This is a genomic window from Candidatus Effluviviaceae Genus V sp., assembly GCA_014728125.1.
Classification (GTDB): Bacteria; Joyebacterota; Joyebacteria; order Joyebacterales; family Joyebacteraceae; genus WJMD01.
The window spans coordinates 1-18,525 of sequence record WJMD01000057.1; the positions used below are offsets into that span (position 1 = coordinate 1).

The following is an 18,525-nucleotide window of genomic DNA, read 5'->3' on the forward strand; positions in this document are numbered from 1 at the left end:
CCTACTCATTGGGCTTGCAGCACTCTGGTTCGTCTCAGTCTACGCATCGAAGAAGGGGTAGCGGACAGTTGACTCGGCAACTGCGTGCCGCGGAAGAGCCGTCAAGCTCAGCCTGCCACCTAACTAGCGCATGCAGCCGACGTGCTTGGGTGTCACGGCGTCTGCAAGGGGGCGCTCGCTTCGCTCGCGCGGCACACCCCGCGCCACCCTACGCCCGCGGCTGATGCGCGATTCGTTAGGCTGCTGGCACTTGGGAACGGCGCGCAGTATCTGTGATGTGAGGGAGGGGCCATTGTCGCTTCACAGCAGACATTCAGGGCAGCATGGACTGACTCGTGGCATCCTCGCTCTCGAGATCGTATCCATCATGCTCGCCGTAGCCCTTGGCTTCCTTGTAACGGAGTGGCGCGAAGGGCTAGCCGACTCGAGAAGGAGCAGGGCGGCCCTGAATGCCATCAAGGCCGAGATCTCGATGAACCGAGAGCACCTCGGCGACCGCGTTCCGTACTACGCTCACCTGGTGTCGGAGCTCAACGAGCTTGCGGCAATTGACGGAGAGGCTCAGTTCACGGGAGGGGAGCTTGATGGGTGGCGGGGTCTCAACCCGCCCTTCCTGCATCAAGCTGCATACGAGGCAGCGTCCGCGACAGGAGCCTTGTCACACATGGACTTCGACGTCGTGAGTCGCGTAGCAGAGGCCTATCTTGCACAGGAGATGGTAGACAGCACGTTCGACTGGGCGCTCCAATCCGCACTGACGGGACAGCTTGAGACACGGTCAGACGCTCAGCGGGCTTTCTATCTGATGTTGGAGGCCTCACAGCTTGCAGTGGGGACATACGATTCTGTTCTCCAGAGCCTGGGGAGCAAGATGACCGGCGACGAGACAGAGTAATGTGGGGGCGTTTCTGTGGCGGCAACCTAACTAGCGCATGCAGCCGACGCCCGCTCCGCCGCCCCAGTTGCGCGACAGGCCAGCTGCTCCGCCGCAGGGCGGCGTCGCGCCGGCTCTGTCACGGCAACTGCAAGGGGGGCCTCGCTGACGCTCGGCCGGCACTTGCCGCGCCAGTGCCTGGCGCGGCTGATACGCGATTCGTTAGGCTGCTGGCACTACTTGGCTGACTGAATGGACCGGGCGAGAGACTTGCGGGTGGCGCCCAGTGCGATGAGGGATCGAACGAGGAGGTCGATCGAGACAGACGGATCGCCAGCCTCCATCTTGGCGACGCGCGACTGACTCGAGCCGATCTTCCTGGCCAGCTGGACCTGAGTGACCTTGTTCTTCTGGCGTCGCTCGCGGAGCGCTCTGCTGAGAGCGAGCTTGAGCTCGACGTACGCGGCCTCTTCGTCAGTGAGTCCGAGGAGTTCCTGAACGGACCCGATCTTCCAGCCGCCGCGCTCGAGGCTCTTCTTGTTCTTGCTCGTGGGACTCATGGTCGTTTCCTCTACTTCTGGTCGTAGGCCTTGAGGCGTCTCTTGCACGTATCGATGACACGCTTGGGTGTGGCAGCAGACTTCTTCTTGAACACGTCGACTATGAGGATGGCCTCTTCGTCAACTCGGTAGATGATGCGCCAGCTCGTGTTGCCGTCTCTGATCCGCAGCTCGTGACAGCTGGAACCGATGTCAGACATGGGCCGGGAGAGGGGCATGCTCAGACTGACGCCCTCTTGGAGGAGCCCGATGAGATAGCCGGCCTGCACCCTGGCGAGCGAGGAAATTGGAGGGGACTTGAGCTCCCCATGGACCCATAGGACTGGTTTCCGGTCGGCTGTCATGGTATCAGTATATGTCGGTACTGACATAGTGTCAAGCACGATGTGTGCCAGCAGCCTAACTAGCGCATGCAGCCGTCATCACGGCGCTGTCACTCGCCTTGCATACGCCTTCGGCGGCAAGGCTCGCGCCAGGCTTAACGCCCGCGGCTGATACGCAGGCGGTAGGTGACTCGCCTGGAAGGAGACTGATCAGATGCTGCGATGCATGTTCTTCTTCCTTCTTGCCTGCTTGACGACGGGACTTCTGCAGGTGGATTGTGCGGGTGCAGCATCTCCGAGTGTTGTGCCTGTGCTGACCCAACAGCAGCTCACAGAGGCACTCGAAAGCCCAGACGGCAACGTCCGACCTGTAGTAGTTGAGTATGTCCGTCGTCTGGGGCCCTCTCAGCTCGAACTCCTGTCGGATCTTGTGTCGCACGAGCACTGGGAGGTTCGCGCGGCTGCTCTAGCCGCGCTCGCTGAAGTGGGTGATGAGCGTGCCCGCTCAGTTCTTCGCAGCTGCCTGGCCGACACCGCTCGAGTTCGCGCCGACTGGTATCCTCTGACAAGCTCGATACTGAGACTGCGGGACGAGACCTTTCTCGAGCCTCTGCGCGAACAGGTGGAGGCGCACCCAGCTGAACACGTACGAAAGGCGCTGCTCCGCACGATAGCGCAGATTGAGGCTGGCACTTGGGGAATCCAGCCGGTGCGGATCTACTCTGGCAGCATCGGATACGACTTCCTGCTCGAGGACGTGGAGTGCATGTGGGTCGGCACACAGGTGTTCGGTTTCGTGAAGCTGATCCCACCTGGTCAGCACAGGGGTGTGCTTGATGCACTGCAGTCTCCAGAGCCGGCAGGCGAATCGCCAGGTCCGTTCGAGCGCACGCTCGGGTACGTCGTGATGGAGCTACGAGACGGCCGTCGAGTGGAGATCGAGGTCTGCAATGCGGGCACCTACAACGTAGCCGGTCACTCGTTCGGGAGTGCGCGTCTCGATTCGATCGTGGGGAACCCCGACGTTCCGCCTCGACTCGACAAGGCGGATGTCAATTGCTCTGACATTCTAGAAGGCGAGTCACCTAACTAGCGCATGCAGCCGACAGGCTTGCCTGTCACGCCAGCTGCTTGCGCACCTGTCGCGCCAGGCTTGACGCCTGCGGCTGATGCGCGGTTCGTCAGGCGCAGCGAGAGGTATCACAACTGGATATCTGCAGGCTGACATCCGATGAGACGCTGAAGCAGCTGTTGGAGCTATCCGAGGACTTCTTCGCGGAATATGAGGGATTCCACGAGGGGTTCTTCCGAGTAGCCAAGCTCGACCGTGAGGCCATCGAGTCGTACTTCCGTGGCTTCATGGGGACGCCCGATCATGTCGTCTATGTCGCGATCGACGGCGAAGCGCCCATCGGCTACATAACGGCCCGCATACAGGACCAGGATACGCATTGGGCGGTCCGTCGCGTTGGTCACATTTCGGGGCTGATGGTGTCCCGGGATCGACGCCGTCAGGGAGTCGGCAGGGAGTTGCTCCACGCGGCGCGTCGCTTCTTTGGCGAGAACGGTGTGCAGTACTTCACGGTGTACACAGCCGTGGGCAATCGCAGCGCGAGCGAGTTCTACAGGGCGTGTGGACTCACGCCACTGCACACGAACTGGCTTGGTGAGGTGTAGGTCGAGCACTCGAGGGACTGACTTGCTCTGCGGCGCGGCAAGAGGTTGACTCGCTTGGCTGCGCCTAACGAGCGCATGCAGCCGACACCCCGCGCCGCCGCGCCCCGGGACGGCTGCATGGTGAGCGCGCCGCAGGGCGGCGTCGCTCACGGTCCGCCACTCGCGCTGCAATCGGCTTCGCCGGCAGCGCTCGTGCCAGACCTGGCGCGGCTCATACGCGTTTCGTTATGCCGCCTGTGCTATGATGTACGTGGTGACGTAGTTCGAGCGACCCCTTCGAGGATCCTGGCATGAATGAGCAGCTCGAGTTCCTCCAGCTCATCGTATCTCGCCTCGACGCCGCAGGCATTCCCTACATGCTGACAGGTTCGATGGCGATGTCCGTTTATGTGGCGCCGCGAATGACTCGGGACCTGGACTTCGTCGTCGAGTGCAAGGCCGGAGACGCCCAGCGGTTTGTCGAGCTCTTCTCCCCGGACTGCTATGTGGATTCCGAGGCGGTGCGCGAGGCGATCAGGGAGCGCCAGTCGTTCAACATCATCCACAACGAGTGGATCGCGAAGGCCGACTTCATCGTGCGGAGGGACAGCGACTACAGACGGACGGAGTTCGGGCGTCGCCGCAACGTGGACATGGGGGGCTGGAGCATGCAGGTGGCCACCGCTGAGGACTTGCTTCTCACGAAGCTCCAGTGGTGGAAGGACGGTTCGTCTGAACTCCATCACCGTGACGCGGCGCTACTGGCCTCCCAGGCAGCAGATCTGGACTGGGACTACGTGGGTTCATGGGCGGACAAGCTCGATCTAACTGCGGCATTGGCGGAGGTAGGGCCACGATGACCGATACACCGCAAGCTGTCGCCGACCGATACACACGAGCGCTTCTCTCCGTGCCTGCCGCCCGGCGCATAGAGATGGCCTGTTCGATGTTCGGTGCAGCGAAAGCCATGGCCTTGGCGGGCCTTCGGATCGCGCCGCTCCAACAGCCCACTGGCGAGCGTGCGGCTCTGTTCCTGCGCATCTATGGAGCTGATCTTCCAGAGGACGTCCGACGCTCTGTCGTGGCTCATCTGGAACGGGCGGCATAACGAGCGCATGCAGCCGACATCCTGGCGCTGTCACTCGCCTTGCACACGCCTTCGGCGGCGAGGCTCGCGCCATCGCCGCCCGCAGCTGAAACGCGACTCGTTAGGCTTCTCGGTCCGTCGTGGTCTCGGACGGTGGTGTAAGAGGAGAGAAGTGTCGTTCCCTGACGGTCCCCTCGCTTCACGGAGGTTTCTTGATCCACATCATCCGAGAGATGGCGACTGACTCGAAGATTCGGGAGATGCTCGAGCAGCTCGAGAACTACATCAAGCTCGCGGACGATGTCCGACGTGAGATTCTGGCTGGCGGCGGAGCTCTCCACGCCGACTGCGAAGCTGTTCTCCTCGAGGACGCCAGTAAGCAGGAGGACGTCTGGGGTGCTGATTGGATCCCGTCCAGCCAAGAGGTCCGCTACGAGGCACTGATCAACCTCCGCCCGGGGCAGGGCGGTTTCTCGATGGAACTCGAGGATCCTCAGCTTCGTGAGGCCATTGAGCGAATCGTGACTGCGCGCATGGTGGCAGCATGAGCGACTGGACGAGCATCCGAGAACGCTATCTCCGCGACGGCGTCCCCGTGCGTCTCGGCGGGCTCGCTGCGAACCTGGCGCGGATCCGGTCGTTTTCGGACCAGCCAGAGCACGAGGAAGTTGTCGGACGCATGGTGCGGGAAAGCGCGATGTTCATCGAGTGGACGGCACAGGACATTCCCTCTGATGATGTCGCAGCACTTGCGGAGCTTCAGCGCGACCTGGTGCGGTGGTACCAGCACTGGCACTCGCTGTGGGCTGATCCTGAGCGGCGGGCTGAGGTCGCACGTGATGCGGCACAGTGGTCGACTCGAGTGCTTGAGATATCGGGACTGATGTCGCGCGAAGCCTAACGAGCGCATGCAGCCGACATGACGGCGCCGCCGGGCGCGTGGCAACCGGCTTGTCTGCGGTTTCAGGAGTGCGGGCTGCGGCCACGGGTGATGCATGTTCGTCGGGCGCGCACGCCGGAAGGAACTCGATGCTACAGCTTGCGGACGGTATCTACTGGCTGGAGGGCCTGCGCAGCAGCAACGCGTATCTCTTGGCTTCTGATCACGGCCTCCTGCTGGTAGATGCCGGCATGTCTGGTGATGTACCTCGAATCGTCAGCCAGATCGAGTCCTCCGGCCGCCCGATCACCGAGCTGCAGGCGATCGTCCTAACGCACGCTCACGGCGATCACACTGGAGGCGTCGCGAAGCTCCTTCGTCGGAGCAGCGCGAATGTGATGGCCCACAAGGACGAGGTGGCGTACATCGAGGGGAGCAGGAGTCTACCCACGAGGTCGCTGGCTATGAGAGCCATCAGATGGTTGGATGATCTCATCTCCGGACGAGGTGACGGAATCGTGGTCACGGGGCCACTCGAGGATCGGGATCGCCTGGACTTCATCGGTGGGCTGCAGGTCATCCATACTCCAGGTCACACTCCCGGTAGTATCTCGCTCTATCAGGAACAGAGGGAAATCCTCTTTTGTGGAGACCTTCTCTTCAACGGTGACCTTCTTTCGGGGCGTGGCGGACTCAGACAAGCACCTCGCTTCTTCAGCGCTGATCCGGACGAGGCGACGCGGTCTCTCAATGCGTTGAGCAAGCTTGACGTTCAGATTCTGTGTACCGGACACGGAGAGCCTATCGTGTTCGATAGCAGCAGGCGCATGCAGCGCGTGCTGGAGGACGTGCGCACCTGACGAGCGCATGCAGCCGACATGCGGTGCCTTCGCACCCGAGGTTGGCTGCAGCGCACCGCTGCGACTTCGCTCACGGTCTGTCACTCGCATTGTGTCCGCTCCCGGCGCCGAGACTCGGGTCATCGCCGGCGCAGGGCGATGCGTCATTCGTCAGCAAGTCATCACCGATATGGATCCGGCAAGGGAAAGGAGAGTGCACTTGAGAACAACCGTAGCGCTGCTCGCGATGATCGTGATGTGTGCCGCCGCTTGGGCCACACCGGAGGCAGACACAACAGAAGCCGAACTCCTCGAGAGAATCGACGAAGCCAACGCCATCATCAACAAGGCTGCCATCGAGGACGACTACGAGACGGTAGCATCGTTCTACGCCGATGATGTTGTCGTTCTTCCGAATCACGAGCCGATGATCGTCGGTCGGGAAGCGTTCATCGAGAACGAGAAGGCTGCACGTGAGGCGGGGATCGAGGTTGTGGCCATAGAGTCAACGCTCACGGATGTCTTCAGCTCGGGCGATCTCATACACGAGATCGGGGAGTACAAGGTGACACTCAATGTGCCCGGGCCGCCGTATCCGATCACAGACACAGGGAAGTACCTGGTCATCTGGGAGATCCAGTCCGATGGCTCTCTCAAGATCAAACTTGAGATGTGGAACAACGACGAGATGCCGGAGTACTGATCGCCGGTAAGCGACAGCTCTTTGTGGCCGACGTCCGGGAGCGCCCGAGCATCTGTCGTGCCCCCTCTCGCAGGGTGGTCCGACGAGCCCCAGGCAACCGACACTCCTCACCGTCGCACCCAGTTCGGCTGCACGGCGAGCGCACCACCGGGCGGCGTCTTCCACGGTCCGTCACTCGAGTCGCAAACGGAGAGAGATTCATGAGAGCCTCCGGACGCAATGCCGGGCGAGATGAGCTTTGAGTTTTTTCGGATCGGTTCTCGTGGCTGCCGGCGTTCTGGTCGCCTACGTGGCCGTGTTCTTCTGGTTCGCACGGAAGGTGAGGCGGGGCGGAGGCGGCATGACAGCTGGCGTGCTGGGCGCAACTCACGAGCTGATGGCTGAGGAACGCCGCAGGGCGGGAGAGGTGATCCTGCGCCGGAACGCCGGGGAGCAGGAGGAGGAAGACGATTCGGGAGAGCCTGAGGCGTAGAGTGGAGGCGGCTCGCGCGGCGCTCTTCGGCCGCGCTGCGCCTGCGGCTGTCATGCCGTTTGTAAGGTGAACACCCATGAGTCGGTACACATGGAATCTGATAGCCGGGGGAGGAACTGCATGAGAGTTGTGGCGATTCAGGGCAGCCCACACAGAGGTAACACCTACGACCGGGTCGAGCAGTTCGGGCGGTCCTTGATGAGCCTCGACCATGTGGAGTTCGAGCACGTGCCGCTCAAGGACGCGAACCTCGAACCGTGTCGGCGACCTGCGCTATGTCGATCCGCCGAGGGGGACGACGCTGCCCCGTCTGTCGGGTGAAAAAGAGCGTTGCGCAGACGTGGCTCGGACGCTTCACCAGATGATGAAGGCCAAGCCACCCCGGCGCTTGTCGCTCAACGACCATCTGATGTTCCGCGTGATGCGTACGGTGTACGGTCGCATGGAGGACTACTCACCAGCGGACTATGCGTACTGGCGTGAACAGGGCTGGCTGGAGCCGAAAGCCCGTTACTTCACCGAGCACGCGCGTCCCGTTCTACTGAAGGAGCTCTATGCCAGGTTCGTCGCCTGGATAATGGGGCGCAGCATGGACAAGCAGGTCAGAGCCCAGGGAGAATAGTCGCGCGCCGGTGTTCAGGGCCAGCGCTTCGTTCGGATGTACGGGAGTGTGAATGGCTGACTTGTACGGTCGACTCGCGGGTGTCAGCGCGATACTCGCCGGTTTCGCAATCACGTTCCTCGCTCTGCTTCTCAGCCATAGGGAGCACAGCCGCAGTCTGGTCGCATCGATGGCCGTGACGATCGCCGCGGCCGCCAGTCTCCTCATCTCGGCGGTTGGATGGACGCTCATCGCGGCGTTTCTGACGCAGGTCGGGTTTCTGGAGGGTGTCTCGGGGCCGGTGGTGTCGGAGTTCGACTGGATCGGTGGCCGGCACCGGATGCTGTCATTCGCGTTTATCGTGGGCCTTCTGTTCCTGAACGGCACCTTGGGCCTGAGCGGGTGGCTTCGCAGTCGCTGGCTTGGGGTGTTCTCAACGACGTGCGCGGTCATCGTCACGGTCGGTATCTGGAGTGTTCTGCGTCACGTCATGGGGTGAGCCGATACCGGCGACAGCGACTTCGGGCGGGCTTCAGACTGCCCCACGAGCGCACTCGGTCGCTTTCACGGCGCTGTCACGTGCAGCGGGTGGGCTTCCGTCGGCGTGAGTCGCGGTACTCCTGTGCCCGCGGCCGGTGGGCGACTCGCGAGGGCATTCCATCGGGGAGCTGCCAGTGGAACTTCGAGAGCTGCTGGATCGCAACCGGCCGGAACCGTGGTCCCACGGCGGGAAGATCCCGTGGCATGAGCCCGGCTTCAGCGCCCGTATGCTCCCGGAGCACCTCAGCCAGGAACACGATCTGGCCAGTCGGCGCTCATCGAAGATCGATGACCAGGTAGAGTGGCTCGATCGAGAGGTCCTGCCTGAGCACGCGCGTGTTCTGGATCTGGGCTGCGGCCCGGGCCTCTATAGCTCACGACTCGCCGAACGCGGACACAGCTGTGTGGGCATCGACTTCTCGCCGTCGTCGATAGAGTACGCCCGATCGGACGCGAGCAGCAGGGCACTCGACTGCACGTATATCCTCGGGGATCTGCTGTCGACCGACTTCGGCTCGGGGTTCGATGCGGTGCTTCTCCTGTACGGTGAGTTCAACACATTCCGGCGACATGAAGCTGAAGAACTGCTGCGCCGGATCATGGAGTCACTGAAGCCCGGCGGTCACGTGGTGCTCGAGGTCTCAACTGAAGAGCTTGTCCGCGGGCTCGGAGCCGGGGCGCAGTCTTGGTACGTCTCCGAGAGCGGGCTCTTCGCGGACGAGCCTCACCTCTGTCTCATCGACTGCGACTGGGATGAAACGGCGCGGGCGTCTGCAGAGCGGTTCACCGTGTTCCGCAGTAGCTGCAGCGCGCCGGACACCTACGTCTGCACGACGCGAGCGTACACGGACTCCGAGTACGACGATCTGCTGAAGTTACCGGGCTTCGTGTCGATTCAGAGGCTGGACCCTGAAGCTGAGACACAGTCGGACGCAGGGCAAGGCCTGTTGATGATCACGGCAGAGGCTCCAGCGCCCTGACGTGCGCATCCAGCAGCCATCGGACGGCCGGCACTCACCGTGCGGGCACTTCTTGCGGCAGAGTCCGGGCCGTCGAGGCCTGCGGCCCTTGCGCGGTTCGTTGAGCCGTCGACACTTCGAACGGGTGTGTGAGATGCCGAACCTGGGCGAGTCCGTCGTCTATTTCGTGATATTCCTGTTCGCCACGACGTTTCACGAGGCGGCGCATGCCTGGGCGGCGAGACGCGGGGGAGATCTGACCGCGTATCACGGTGGTCAAGTCACCCTCGACCCTGTGCCACACATCAGACGCCATCCTTTCGGTATGGTCGTTCTTCCGATCATCTCGTTGCTCACTATCGGCTGGCCGTTGGGGTTCGCGAGCGCCCCGTACGACAGGGGTTGGGCGCAGCTCCACCCGCGGCGCGCTGCGTGGATGGCTCTGGCTGGTCCCGGCGCCAATCTGCTGCTCATACTGGTGGCCGCGCTGGCCATCAGGCTGGGGGTCTGGACCGGTCACTTCCAGGTGCCGGACTCGGTCCTCTTCGGCCACGTGGCGGCTTCGACCTCGCAGGGTGTTGGCGACGCTGTCGCCTTCTTTCTGGGGGCCTTGTTCTCACTGAATCTGGTGCTTCTGGTGCTGAACCTGCTGCCGATACCGCCGCTCGACGGCAGCGGGGCCCTCCCGCTTCTCCTGCCCCCCGATGCCGTGCCCAGGTACCAGGAGTTCATCTGGAGTCGGCCCGCGTTGAGCTGGATCGGTATCCTCGTTGCGTGGCAGCTCTTCCGCTTCGTGTTCGATCCGGTCTTTTTGCTCGCCGTGAACCTGCTGTATCCGGGAGCCGGCTACTCCTGACGCGTGGCTGCTGCGCGACGAGCCCTTCCGGCCCCTATGGGATTGACTGAGTCGTGGCCAGTACGGTATTATTGCATGGGGTGCAGGCATGGTGGCCGAGAGCCGGAGAATCCTGCCGTGGGGGGGAGATGCCGACGTTCGGAGCCTGTCCCCGCGGGTCTCGTTCCGCGGGGCCATTCCTCACTCCCGCCGCCTGTGCGGCGGTCGTGTCAGACCGGCATCTGACGCGTCTGACCACGGTTTCCGGGGCGGATTGCCTCAGAGAGGAGTCACAATGCGAACCGGAGGAGTCGGATTCCTGGTGACGGTCGGTGCGGTCGTGCTTGTCATGGGGACCGCTCAGACGGGCTTTGCAGGTGTTCTGCGGGTCGACCAGTCGGGAGACCCGGGGACGTACGCATCGATCAGGGACGCTGTGCAGATGGCAGCGGATGGAGACACGGTGTTGGTTGCGCCCGGGACCTATACCGGGCCCGACAACCGTAACATCCGGATACCGGATCTCGACATCAACATCGTCTCGGCCGCGGGGCCGGAGTCCACGGTCATAGATGTGGAGTGGACGCAGGCTGCCTTTCGTGCGCTAGACTACCAGCACAACGACTCGATGATCCGGGGCTTCACGTTCAAAAATGGGAGCTCCACCTGGGGGGCCGTGAAGGGTGACGGTCCGATGAGCGTGCGCGTCGTCGACTGCTGGTTTTCGGAGTGTGAAACGGGCATCCTGTGCGAGCAGAACTCGAACCTGAGGATCAGGGACTGCCTCTTCTCGAACAACCACTCGAGCATCGGCGGCAGCGCGATCCGCATCGACAGCTCTCAGCCCGAGATCACCGACTGCGTTTTCCGGGAGAACTCCTCCGACGGAAGCGGGGGGGCGATCGACTGCTGGGGCGCCATGTGCAAGCCACAGATCCAGGGATGCCTCTTCGTGGACAACACCGCCGGCGGATTCGGCGGAGCGATCTGCGGAAAGGAGTTCAGCAGGCCTACGATCACCAACTGCACGTTCGTCGGGAACTCCGCTGCGGAGTCTGGAGGAGCACTCTATTTCGAGGCCCTCTACGGCGCCGTCCTCGAGAACTGCATCATCGCGTTCAACGGAGGGCCGAACCCCTTCGGATGCGGCACCAGCGACCCTCAGATCTGGCGGAGCCTCCTGTTCGGGAATGCTGGAGCGGACACAGTGTGTGGTTCCGTTCTGCAGTACGTCGTCACTGACCCCCGGTTCTGCGGAGTCACTGCGCGCGATGTGACCCTCTGCGCCGACTCCCCGGCGCTCCCGGACTCACCGGAGAATCCCTGGGGAGAGCTGATCGGGTGCTTCGACCTCGGCTGCGGCCCCTGCGGGTCCGCCGTCGAGGGGGCCTCCTGGGGCGGGATCAAGGCGCTGTTCAGACCGTAGCGTCAGTGCGGCACAGCGGAAAGCCCGGAGGAGGGGAGTCCTGCAGTGGAGCATCGCCGCACTCCCATGTTCGTGACGGTGTGCATCTTCGCACTGTGCGGAAGCTGTCTCGGACGTGGTCCTGCCGGTACCTTGCCTTCCGACGAACAGCCACCTGAACAACCCGGCCTGCAAAGCCTGCGCCGGATCGAGGTGACCGAGGACGGGGCGTGGTCGTGGCTCCCGGATGCACGGGCGGTTTGCCATGCGGGTTCGACGAACAGGACGTACATCGGATGGGTCGACGGCGCAGGGGAGGTATGGGTGGCATCGTACGATCATGCGTCTCGGGCGATGCAGAGAACACCCCTCACGGAAGGTCTTGGAGGTGACGACCATTCCAACCCCTCGCTCCTTGTGCTCGAGGACGGCCGCATCATGGCCTTCTACTCGGCCCACGGCGGCAGCGCGATTTACAGCCGGACCACGCTGCTGCCTGAGGACGTTACCGCGTGGTCCGACGCCCGGGCCGTGACCGCTGTGAACCGTTTCGCAGGTGGGCATTGGGGATACACCTACCCGAACGCCGTGCGGCTCGCAGATGCCGAAAGCCCGCTCTTTCTCTTCTTCAGGGGACCCGATTTCAAACAGTGGTTTGTGACGTCCACCGATGGACTGCAGTGGTCCTCTGAACGGCAGCTCATGGTCGGGGCAGGCAGTAAGCCATACTTCAAGTATGCACCTGATGGCGCCGGTTCGGTGCACATCGCCTTCACAGATGGGCACCCGCGAGGGGAGCCGGAGAACAGCATCTACTATCTCTGCTACAGAGATGGAGCGTTCTACGAGGCCGACGGAACACAGGCAGCCGAACTCGATGACCTTCCCTTCAGTCCCGACGATGCTGACACGGTCTATGGCGGATCGGCCGAGACAGGTCGTGCATGGGTATCGGACATCTCGCTCGACGGCGACGGACGGCCGGTCGTCGTCTATGCGACGTTCCCCGAGGTTGATGACCATCGATGCTACTACGCCAGATGGGACGGGTCGGCCTGGGTGCGTCGTGAGGTGACGCGAACCGGGTCTTCCTTTGCCACCGATCCGGTCATGCGAGTCGGGCGTGTCGATCGCCCTCTGTACTACATGTTCGGCGGAGCTTCGATCGATCCGCTGGACGCGTCCCGTGTCTACGTCGCGCGCGAGGTCCGCTCGGTGTACGAAATCGAGCGGTGGTGCACACCCGACAGCGGGCGCACGTGGACCGGGTGGCCCATCACGAGGGGTTCCTCGGTCCACAACGTAAGACCCTTCGTGCCGTGGTGCGAGTTGGACGGGGGGCCTGAGGTACTCTGGCTGTCAGGCACCTACGACGACTACGACTCCTATGAGATGTCCCTGCAGATGATGGTCCACGACAGCAGCGGTCTGTCGTCCGTCGAAAACCCCCATGAGGCGATGCGTCCGCCACCCGACTAGCGCACGCAGGCGTTTCAGACCGGACCATCCATCAGCGCGCGTCGCCGAACGCCGCGACCCGGACCGGCGGCACAGGCGCGGGAGCGAACCCGGGTGAACGAAGTCGAGACAGCCATGTGCCCATTGCGCGAGACATCTCTGAGTTCCTGGCTTCCCTGGCTGGTCGTTGCAGCAGCGCTCTGCTGTCAGGGAAGTGAGGCGTGTGCTTCCGATGGGATCCGCAATCCAACGGAGGTCGATATGGTCGCTGACACGACCCGAGTGTTCCCGGACGTCGGCGGCAGGAACCTCGAGGGACGGGAGTTTCAGTTGCCCGGGGACCTCGAAGGTGAGCTGAACCTGCTCATGATCGCGTTCCAGAGGCAGCACCAGTCGCTCGTAGACAGCTGGATGCCGGCCGCGGCAGCGTGGGCGGCGTCCCATCCTCGCCTCCACTACTATGAGCTGCCGACGATCTCGAGCGGGTACCGGCTGTTCAGAGGTTTCATCGACGGTGGCATGCGCGGCGGCATCGCGGACGTCGAGGCCCGCGAGCGGACGATCACGCTGTATCTGGACAAGGACGCGTTCCGCTCCGCGTTGGGACTTGCCGACGAGGAGACGATCTACGTGCTTCTCGTCGATCCAGGAGGGACGGTCTTCGAGCTTGTTGAGGGGCCCTATTCGGAGGAAAAAGCGCTCTCGCTGGAGCGGGGGATCGAGGCGTTGCTCCCTGAGAGCAGTCCGGGGTCGAGTGTCGAAAGCGATGTTCAGTAGCGCTGCAGCCGTCGATAGGATGTTGTGCACCATGGCATTGCCATCAAGGGCGCTGATTTCCCGCGAGGTGGGCGCGCGCTCAGAATGTTGGTTGTGAGGTCCGTCATGAGCAGATCACTCGCGACGGCGATGGTCATCCTGTTGATGACGTGCGGAGGTTCAGGGATGCCGGCCGATGTCCCGCTCGAGGACCTCGTCCGGGACAGTGACCTGGTCGTCGCCGGTACGCTGCGGTCGGTTTCAGCGTCCACGAGGTCCGGGGTCGACGTCGCTTCAGGGATCATCGATGTTGCGGATGTCCTGTGGGGAGATGCGGCGCCCGGTGACACGCTTCGGCTCGTGTGGAAGAACCAGTCCGGCCTTGCGCACCCGCGAGTCGAGTATGCGCACTTCACGGGCCGTGAGGTGGTCTGGCTCCTCACGACGCGGTCCGACGGGACCATTCGCGCTGATCATCCCGCCTGTGCTTCGGGTTCCCCCGAGCGTGTGGAGAAGGCGCTGCGCTCTGCCCGGGTGCTGACACGGTGGCCGAAGTACCGGTTCCGGGTTGGCGGCCCGGTCGAGATCGGGTACCGAAACGCAGCCGAGTCCCCGATGCTGTTTCCCGGTATCGTCCTCGAGGATGGAGCGCTGGTCGTCGACCCGTCCGTCCGCATTGCGCTGACCGCGGGGCGCGCGGGGACAGGGGTTCCGGTCCCTCCGAGGAAGGGTCGTCTGATCAGGGACCCTGCCATCGCACCGGTCCGCGTGCCGCCCGGGAGCCAGTGGACCGTCACGGTGGACCTGAACCAGCTCTATCCGCTGGGGCCCGCGGGCACGCACCACCTCACCGTGGACGTTGACGACAACGGGCCGCCGGACCGTCAGTGGTTCGAGATGGATTAGCGTAGGGGCCGCGGCACGGCGAAGCTCCGCCTGCCGGCCTGGGGCGCAGCTTGCGGCGTGCCGCAGGGAGGAACCATGAGTCTGTCTACACGTCTGACGTCGGTCGCTGTCGGCCTCGGCATTCTGACGATCATCCTGGCGGTCCTGGGCTTCCTGGCGCTGCTTGATGTCCTTCAGGCAGTCGAGCAGAGCCTCGCCCTCGAACGGGCCGTCCTGTGGCTCGTTCTGATCGCCATCATACCAGTCCAGATCACGATGATCTGGACCGTGGTGCGGCTCAGGGCGAGCGTCGAGAGAGCCGGGGGCGCCGATCGCTCCTAGGTGCGCGCTCGGAGTGACGCGTGTGACACGGGGTTTCGCGCCGTCTTCGGTTGCGTCCGACGCGCCATGGAGGCCGGCTTCTCAAAGGGTGTTTTCCAACGGCTCCCACGTAGAGCGATGGGAGGCACCATGCGGTACACGATCGCGCTGTGTCTGGTGTGTGCTCTGGCTGCTTCGTCTCCGACGAGCGCCCAGGGCACCGAAGTGGAACTCGCCTGGGATGGCGGGGGAGAGATCTCTCCCATGTTCCCCCAACCGTCTGAGGGGCGGAAGGTGGCGGTGCTGTTTCAGGCCCCGGAGGGGTTCCCCTGGCTTGGGGCGATCAGGTGTTTCATCTGCAACGACAACTGGACGGACCCCGACCATCCGGAGATGACGACAACCGACCCATTCATCGCGACGGTGTGGGCTCCGGTACAGATCGATGACGACATCTTCCCGGCTCATCCTCCCGTGGTCGAGTTCCACTCGGGGGCGCACTACTGGGAGGACTCGTGGGTCCGTTTCGATCTCCCGCAGGCGATCGACCTTCGCGATCCGACCATATTCCCCGAGCGTACGTTCTTCGTCGGGATGCAGTGGCTGAGCATCTACAACCCGGTTCTCGGCTACGACGCCGAGGTGATCCCGGGCGGCCGCACCTGCAACACGTTCTCGATGGACTGGCAGTGCGGAACGGAGTCGGCCGCGATGATCCGCGCGGTTGTCTCGGACGAGGACGGAACCTCGGTCGAGATCGACTCCTGGGGGAGGATCAAGGCCGTCTACGAGTGATGTTGCCGGGCCTTCCGATGGGCGCCGCTTGGGCCACGCGATACCCTGCGGCATGTGAGGGGCGAGCGTGAAGCGGTTTCGAATAGACGAGCTGCGACCGAACAACTGGTACGTCAACCGCGCGAAGCTGGACCGCGTGCGGTCAGCCTGGGCGAACGGAGAGGAAGCGTCGCTGCCTCCGGTGCTCGTGACGCACATCGACGGTGAGCTGAGTCTGATCGACGGCCACGCCCGAACGCTGGGCGCCTTCGAGGCGGGCGCGATCGAGATCCCTGGCGAGTATCAGCCACTCGAGGAGATCGAGGGCTCGCGCGCACTCTATGAGCACATCCACCGGCGCGGCCCCGAGGTCGGCGTTCGCAGCGTGGAGGACCTCGTGGCCCGAGTCGTCTCACCGGAGGACCACGAGCGACTCTGGATCGGGTACTGCGAGGCCTGGCTGCGCGAGAACCAGCGGGACCACGAGGATTCTGAGGAGCGGTCCGGCTGATACCTGCAGCGTCCGCGGAGGCGGCGTTCCCATGCCGGTTCGACGGAAGTCCCACCCGCACGTCTGCTCCCGGGGGCGGGCGGAGGGAAGGCATTCCGACAGCACGACACCCCCTTCCGCCGCGCCCGGGGGGTCTCAGATGACATCGGAAACCGAGCGGATGTTCGAGCGCCTCTGCGCGCCCCGTGCCCCGCGGGCGTGATCTCCCGCGGAGGGCGCTGCGCGCTCTTTCATGTCGGACTGCCTGTCAAGGGAGGGAGCGGATGACGAACGAATTGCGCGGTGAGGTCTCACCCCGGCTCCTTGCGAGAAGCGCCGGTGTGCTCTATCTCGTCATCATCGTCTTCGGCCTCTTCGGTGAGCTCTCCGTTCGCTCGGGCCTCGTTGTCCCCGGGGACGTCGCCGCCACGGCGACGAACATCGTCGCTTCCGGCGGGCTCTTCCGCCTGGGCTTTCTGACGGACTCCGTGATGTTCCTGTGCGACGTCGCACTGGCAGTTCTTCTCTACGTCCTTCTGAGGCCCGTCGGCAAGACGGTCGCGCTCGTGGCGATGTGCTTCCGGTTGACCCAGACGGCAGTCATCGCGCTCAACCTCCTTCACTACCACGCCGCGATGCTCGCGCTGAGCGGGCGGGCGTACACCGCCTCGTTCGGTCCGGACCAGCTCAATGCGCTGGCGTCCTTTTTCCTGGACCTGCACAGCCACGGCTACGATCTCGGCCTGTTGCTCTTCGGGGTGCACTGTCTGCTGCTGGGCTACCTCATATACCGCTCGGGATATCTCCCGAAGGTCCTCGGCGTCCTGCTTGTGGCGGCCGGTTTCACGTATCTCATCGGAAGTTACACCCGTTTCCTGGTGCCTCAGTACGTTCAGACCGTTGCACCGATCTACGCAGTTGCTATCATTGCTGAGGTCGGCATCTGTCTGTGGCTGCTCATCCGAGGGGTGAACGTCGAACTCTGGGAGAGCGCGTCTCGCAGGCCGCATGGCCGGGTGGCGTCTTCACCGAGGTAGCGTGAACGACACAGGAACTGGAGGCGAGTACCCGTGGAGAACACTCCTGCACCCGAAGTGCGGACCCTTCTCGCGTACGTCAGCGCAGGAGGTGCGGCAGGGGAGTACGCCGGCGTCATCGCCGACGTCCTGACGTCCGAGGGATACGACGTGGAGGTCGTCGACCTGAAGCGAGAGAAGGTCAGGGACCTCGCACCGTACGCGAACGTGGTGGTCGGGACCGGCGTCCGGATGATGATGGTCTACCGTCACGCCAAGCGCTTTCTCGCGCGCAGAGACCTCAGGGGGAAGCGGCTGGCGATCTATCTCGCAAGCGGGATGGCGGTCGAGGAACCTGAGCAGGCAAGGGGGCGGTTCCTCGAAACGCTCATCAAGAGGAACCGGCTCACGCCGGTGACGTACATCGCGCTGCCCGGGAAGATGCCGGGCGGGGAGCGCGGGAGGCTCATCGACCACACGGACCCCGACGCGGCCAGAGCCTGGGCGGAGGACCTCGCGGGCAGGCTTCGTTCAGCCGACTGACCACCTGTCCGTTCGTGCGACGTGTCGTGGGGCATTCGAAGGGAGACCGAAGATCAGGAACAGACTCCTCGGACTGGGGCTGTGGGTGTTCGGTTCGCTCGCCGCGGGCTGGGTGGGTTCCCAGTTCAGGCCCGGAGAGTGGTACGCCGCGCTCGTCAAGCCGGCGTGGACACCGCCGAACGCTGTCTTCGGCCCGGTGTGGACGATTCTCTACGTGCTGATGGGCGTGGCGGCCTGGCTCGTCTGGCGCCGTGCGGGCTTCTCGGAAGCCAGGGGGCCCCTGTGGCTCTTCATCGCACAGCTTGTGCTCAACGCGCTCTGGTCCTGCATCTTCTTCGGCGCGCACGAGCTTCTGCCGGCTTTCGTCGAGATCGTCGTGCTGTGGGTTGCGATCGCGGTCACGCTGGTGTGGTTCTGGAGGGTGGTTCCGGCGGCAGGGCTGCTCCTGGTCCCGTATCTCGCCTGGGTCACGTTCGCCTCCGCCCTGAACTTCCAGTTGTGGCGCCTCAACGGGTGATCGCTGTGTGGCCGTTGCTGGGTGGCCTCCG

At 63.7% G+C, this 18,525-nt stretch carries 25 protein-coding genes; 23 read left to right on the forward strand and 2 right to left on the reverse strand.

What is annotated here, in order from left to right; translation table 11 throughout:
• Positions 1-292 precede the first annotated feature (292 nt).
• Positions 293-895: a hypothetical protein gene (locus GF405_03040; protein ID MBD3367137.1), complete on the forward strand. Its 603-nt coding sequence runs from the start codon at positions 293-295 to the stop codon at positions 893-895.
• A 215-nt stretch (positions 896-1,110) separates the two neighbouring features.
• Here GF405_03040 and GF405_03045 read toward each other — a convergent pair whose 3' ends face one another.
• Both GF405_03045 and GF405_03050 read right to left on the reverse strand, forming a co-directional pair.
• Positions 1,111-1,434, reverse strand: a complete 324-nt coding sequence (locus tag GF405_03045) for a helix-turn-helix domain-containing protein (protein MBD3367138.1) — start codon at positions 1,432-1,434, stop codon at positions 1,111-1,113.
• An 11-nt stretch (positions 1,435-1,445) separates the two neighbouring features.
• Positions 1,446-1,778 carry a type II toxin-antitoxin system RelE/ParE family toxin gene (locus GF405_03050; GenBank protein ID MBD3367139.1) on the reverse strand — a complete coding sequence of 111 codons (333 nt, stop codon included), beginning with the start codon at positions 1,776-1,778 and terminating at the stop codon, positions 1,446-1,448.
• 193 nt (positions 1,779-1,971) lie between these two features.
• Here GF405_03050 and GF405_03055 point away from each other — a divergent pair, with 193 nt between their 5' ends.
• The 22 genes from GF405_03055 (at position 1,972) to GF405_03160 (ending at position 18,494) form a co-directional block, all read left to right on the forward strand.
• Positions 1,972-2,850: a hypothetical protein gene (locus GF405_03055; GenBank protein MBD3367140.1), complete on the forward strand. Its 879-nt coding sequence runs from the start codon at positions 1,972-1,974 to the stop codon at positions 2,848-2,850.
• A 113-nt stretch (positions 2,851-2,963) separates the two neighbouring features.
• Positions 2,964-3,434 carry a GNAT family N-acetyltransferase gene (locus GF405_03060; protein ID MBD3367141.1) on the forward strand — a complete coding sequence of 157 codons (471 nt, stop codon included), beginning with the start codon at positions 2,964-2,966 and terminating at the stop codon, positions 3,432-3,434.
• A gap of 290 nt (positions 3,435-3,724) precedes the next feature.
• Positions 3,725-4,273: a hypothetical protein gene (locus tag GF405_03065; protein ID MBD3367142.1), complete on the forward strand. Its 549-nt coding sequence runs from the start codon at positions 3,725-3,727 to the stop codon at positions 4,271-4,273.
• 439 nt (positions 4,274-4,712) lie between these two features.
• Positions 4,713-5,048 carry a hypothetical protein gene (locus GF405_03070; GenBank protein MBD3367143.1) on the forward strand — a complete coding sequence of 112 codons (336 nt, stop codon included), beginning with the start codon at positions 4,713-4,715 and terminating at the stop codon, positions 5,046-5,048.
• Complete coding sequence (locus GF405_03075; GenBank protein ID MBD3367144.1) at positions 5,045-5,401, forward strand: hypothetical protein; 357 nt, start codon at positions 5,045-5,047, stop codon at positions 5,399-5,401. Before GF405_03070 ends, GF405_03075 begins: the two co-directional genes overlap by 4 nt.
• Before the next feature lie 128 nt (positions 5,402-5,529).
• Positions 5,530-6,240, forward strand: coding sequence for an MBL fold metallo-hydrolase (locus GF405_03080; GenBank protein MBD3367145.1), 711 nt, complete (start codon positions 5,530-5,532; stop codon positions 6,238-6,240).
• Positions 6,241-6,247: 7 nt separating this feature from the next.
• Positions 6,248-6,922, forward strand: coding sequence for a DUF4440 domain-containing protein (locus tag GF405_03085; protein MBD3367146.1), 675 nt, complete (start codon positions 6,248-6,250; stop codon positions 6,920-6,922).
• A 238-nt stretch (positions 6,923-7,160) separates the two neighbouring features.
• Entirely contained in the window at positions 7,161-7,394 is a 234-nt protein-coding gene (locus GF405_03090) for a hypothetical protein (protein MBD3367147.1), read from the forward strand.
• A 361-nt stretch (positions 7,395-7,755) separates the two neighbouring features.
• Complete coding sequence (locus GF405_03095; protein MBD3367148.1) at positions 7,756-8,016, forward strand: hypothetical protein; 261 nt, start codon at positions 7,756-7,758, stop codon at positions 8,014-8,016.
• A 52-nt stretch (positions 8,017-8,068) separates the two neighbouring features.
• On the forward strand, positions 8,069-8,494 hold the full coding sequence (locus GF405_03100; GenBank protein ID MBD3367149.1) for a hypothetical protein: 426 nt from the start codon (positions 8,069-8,071) through the stop codon (positions 8,492-8,494).
• Positions 8,495-8,630: 136 nt separating this feature from the next.
• Positions 8,631-9,515, forward strand: coding sequence for a methyltransferase domain-containing protein (locus GF405_03105; protein ID MBD3367150.1), 885 nt, complete (start codon positions 8,631-8,633; stop codon positions 9,513-9,515).
• A 133-nt stretch (positions 9,516-9,648) separates the two neighbouring features.
• A complete protein-coding gene (locus GF405_03110; GenBank protein ID MBD3367151.1) occupies positions 9,649-10,350 on the forward strand; it encodes a hypothetical protein in 702 nt (233 codons plus the stop codon).
• Between the two features lie 88 nt (positions 10,351-10,438).
• Entirely contained in the window at positions 10,439-11,755 is a 1,317-nt protein-coding gene (locus tag GF405_03115) for a hypothetical protein (GenBank protein MBD3367152.1), read from the forward strand.
• Between the two features lie 45 nt (positions 11,756-11,800).
• The gene (locus GF405_03120; GenBank protein ID MBD3367153.1) at positions 11,801-13,213 is read left to right on the forward strand and encodes a hypothetical protein; all 1,413 of its coding nucleotides are present in this window, start codon (positions 11,801-11,803) and stop codon (positions 13,211-13,213) included.
• 240 nt (positions 13,214-13,453) lie between these two features.
• Positions 13,454-13,969, forward strand: coding sequence for a hypothetical protein (locus tag GF405_03125; protein MBD3367154.1), 516 nt, complete (start codon positions 13,454-13,456; stop codon positions 13,967-13,969).
• A gap of 105 nt (positions 13,970-14,074) precedes the next feature.
• Entirely contained in the window at positions 14,075-14,854 is a 780-nt protein-coding gene (locus tag GF405_03130; protein ID MBD3367155.1) for a hypothetical protein, read from the forward strand.
• A 75-nt stretch (positions 14,855-14,929) separates the two neighbouring features.
• Positions 14,930-15,175 carry a hypothetical protein gene (locus GF405_03135; GenBank protein ID MBD3367156.1) on the forward strand — a complete coding sequence of 82 codons (246 nt, stop codon included), beginning with the start codon at positions 14,930-14,932 and terminating at the stop codon, positions 15,173-15,175.
• A 279-nt stretch (positions 15,176-15,454) separates the two neighbouring features.
• Positions 15,455-15,949, forward strand: a complete 495-nt coding sequence (locus GF405_03140; GenBank protein MBD3367157.1) for a hypothetical protein — start codon at positions 15,455-15,457, stop codon at positions 15,947-15,949.
• Positions 15,950-16,016: 67 nt separating this feature from the next.
• Entirely contained in the window at positions 16,017-16,439 is a 423-nt protein-coding gene (locus tag GF405_03145; protein MBD3367158.1) for a hypothetical protein, read from the forward strand.
• Positions 16,440-16,702: 263 nt separating this feature from the next.
• Positions 16,703-17,455, forward strand: a complete 753-nt coding sequence (locus GF405_03150) for a DUF4386 family protein (GenBank protein ID MBD3367159.1) — start codon at positions 16,703-16,705, stop codon at positions 17,453-17,455.
• A 33-nt stretch (positions 17,456-17,488) separates the two neighbouring features.
• Positions 17,489-17,977: a hypothetical protein gene (locus GF405_03155; protein MBD3367160.1), complete on the forward strand. Its 489-nt coding sequence runs from the start codon at positions 17,489-17,491 to the stop codon at positions 17,975-17,977.
• Positions 17,978-18,029: 52 nt separating this feature from the next.
• Positions 18,030-18,494, forward strand: coding sequence for a tryptophan-rich sensory protein (locus GF405_03160; GenBank protein MBD3367161.1), 465 nt, complete (start codon positions 18,030-18,032; stop codon positions 18,492-18,494).
• The last annotated feature ends 31 nt before the right edge of the window (positions 18,495-18,525 follow it).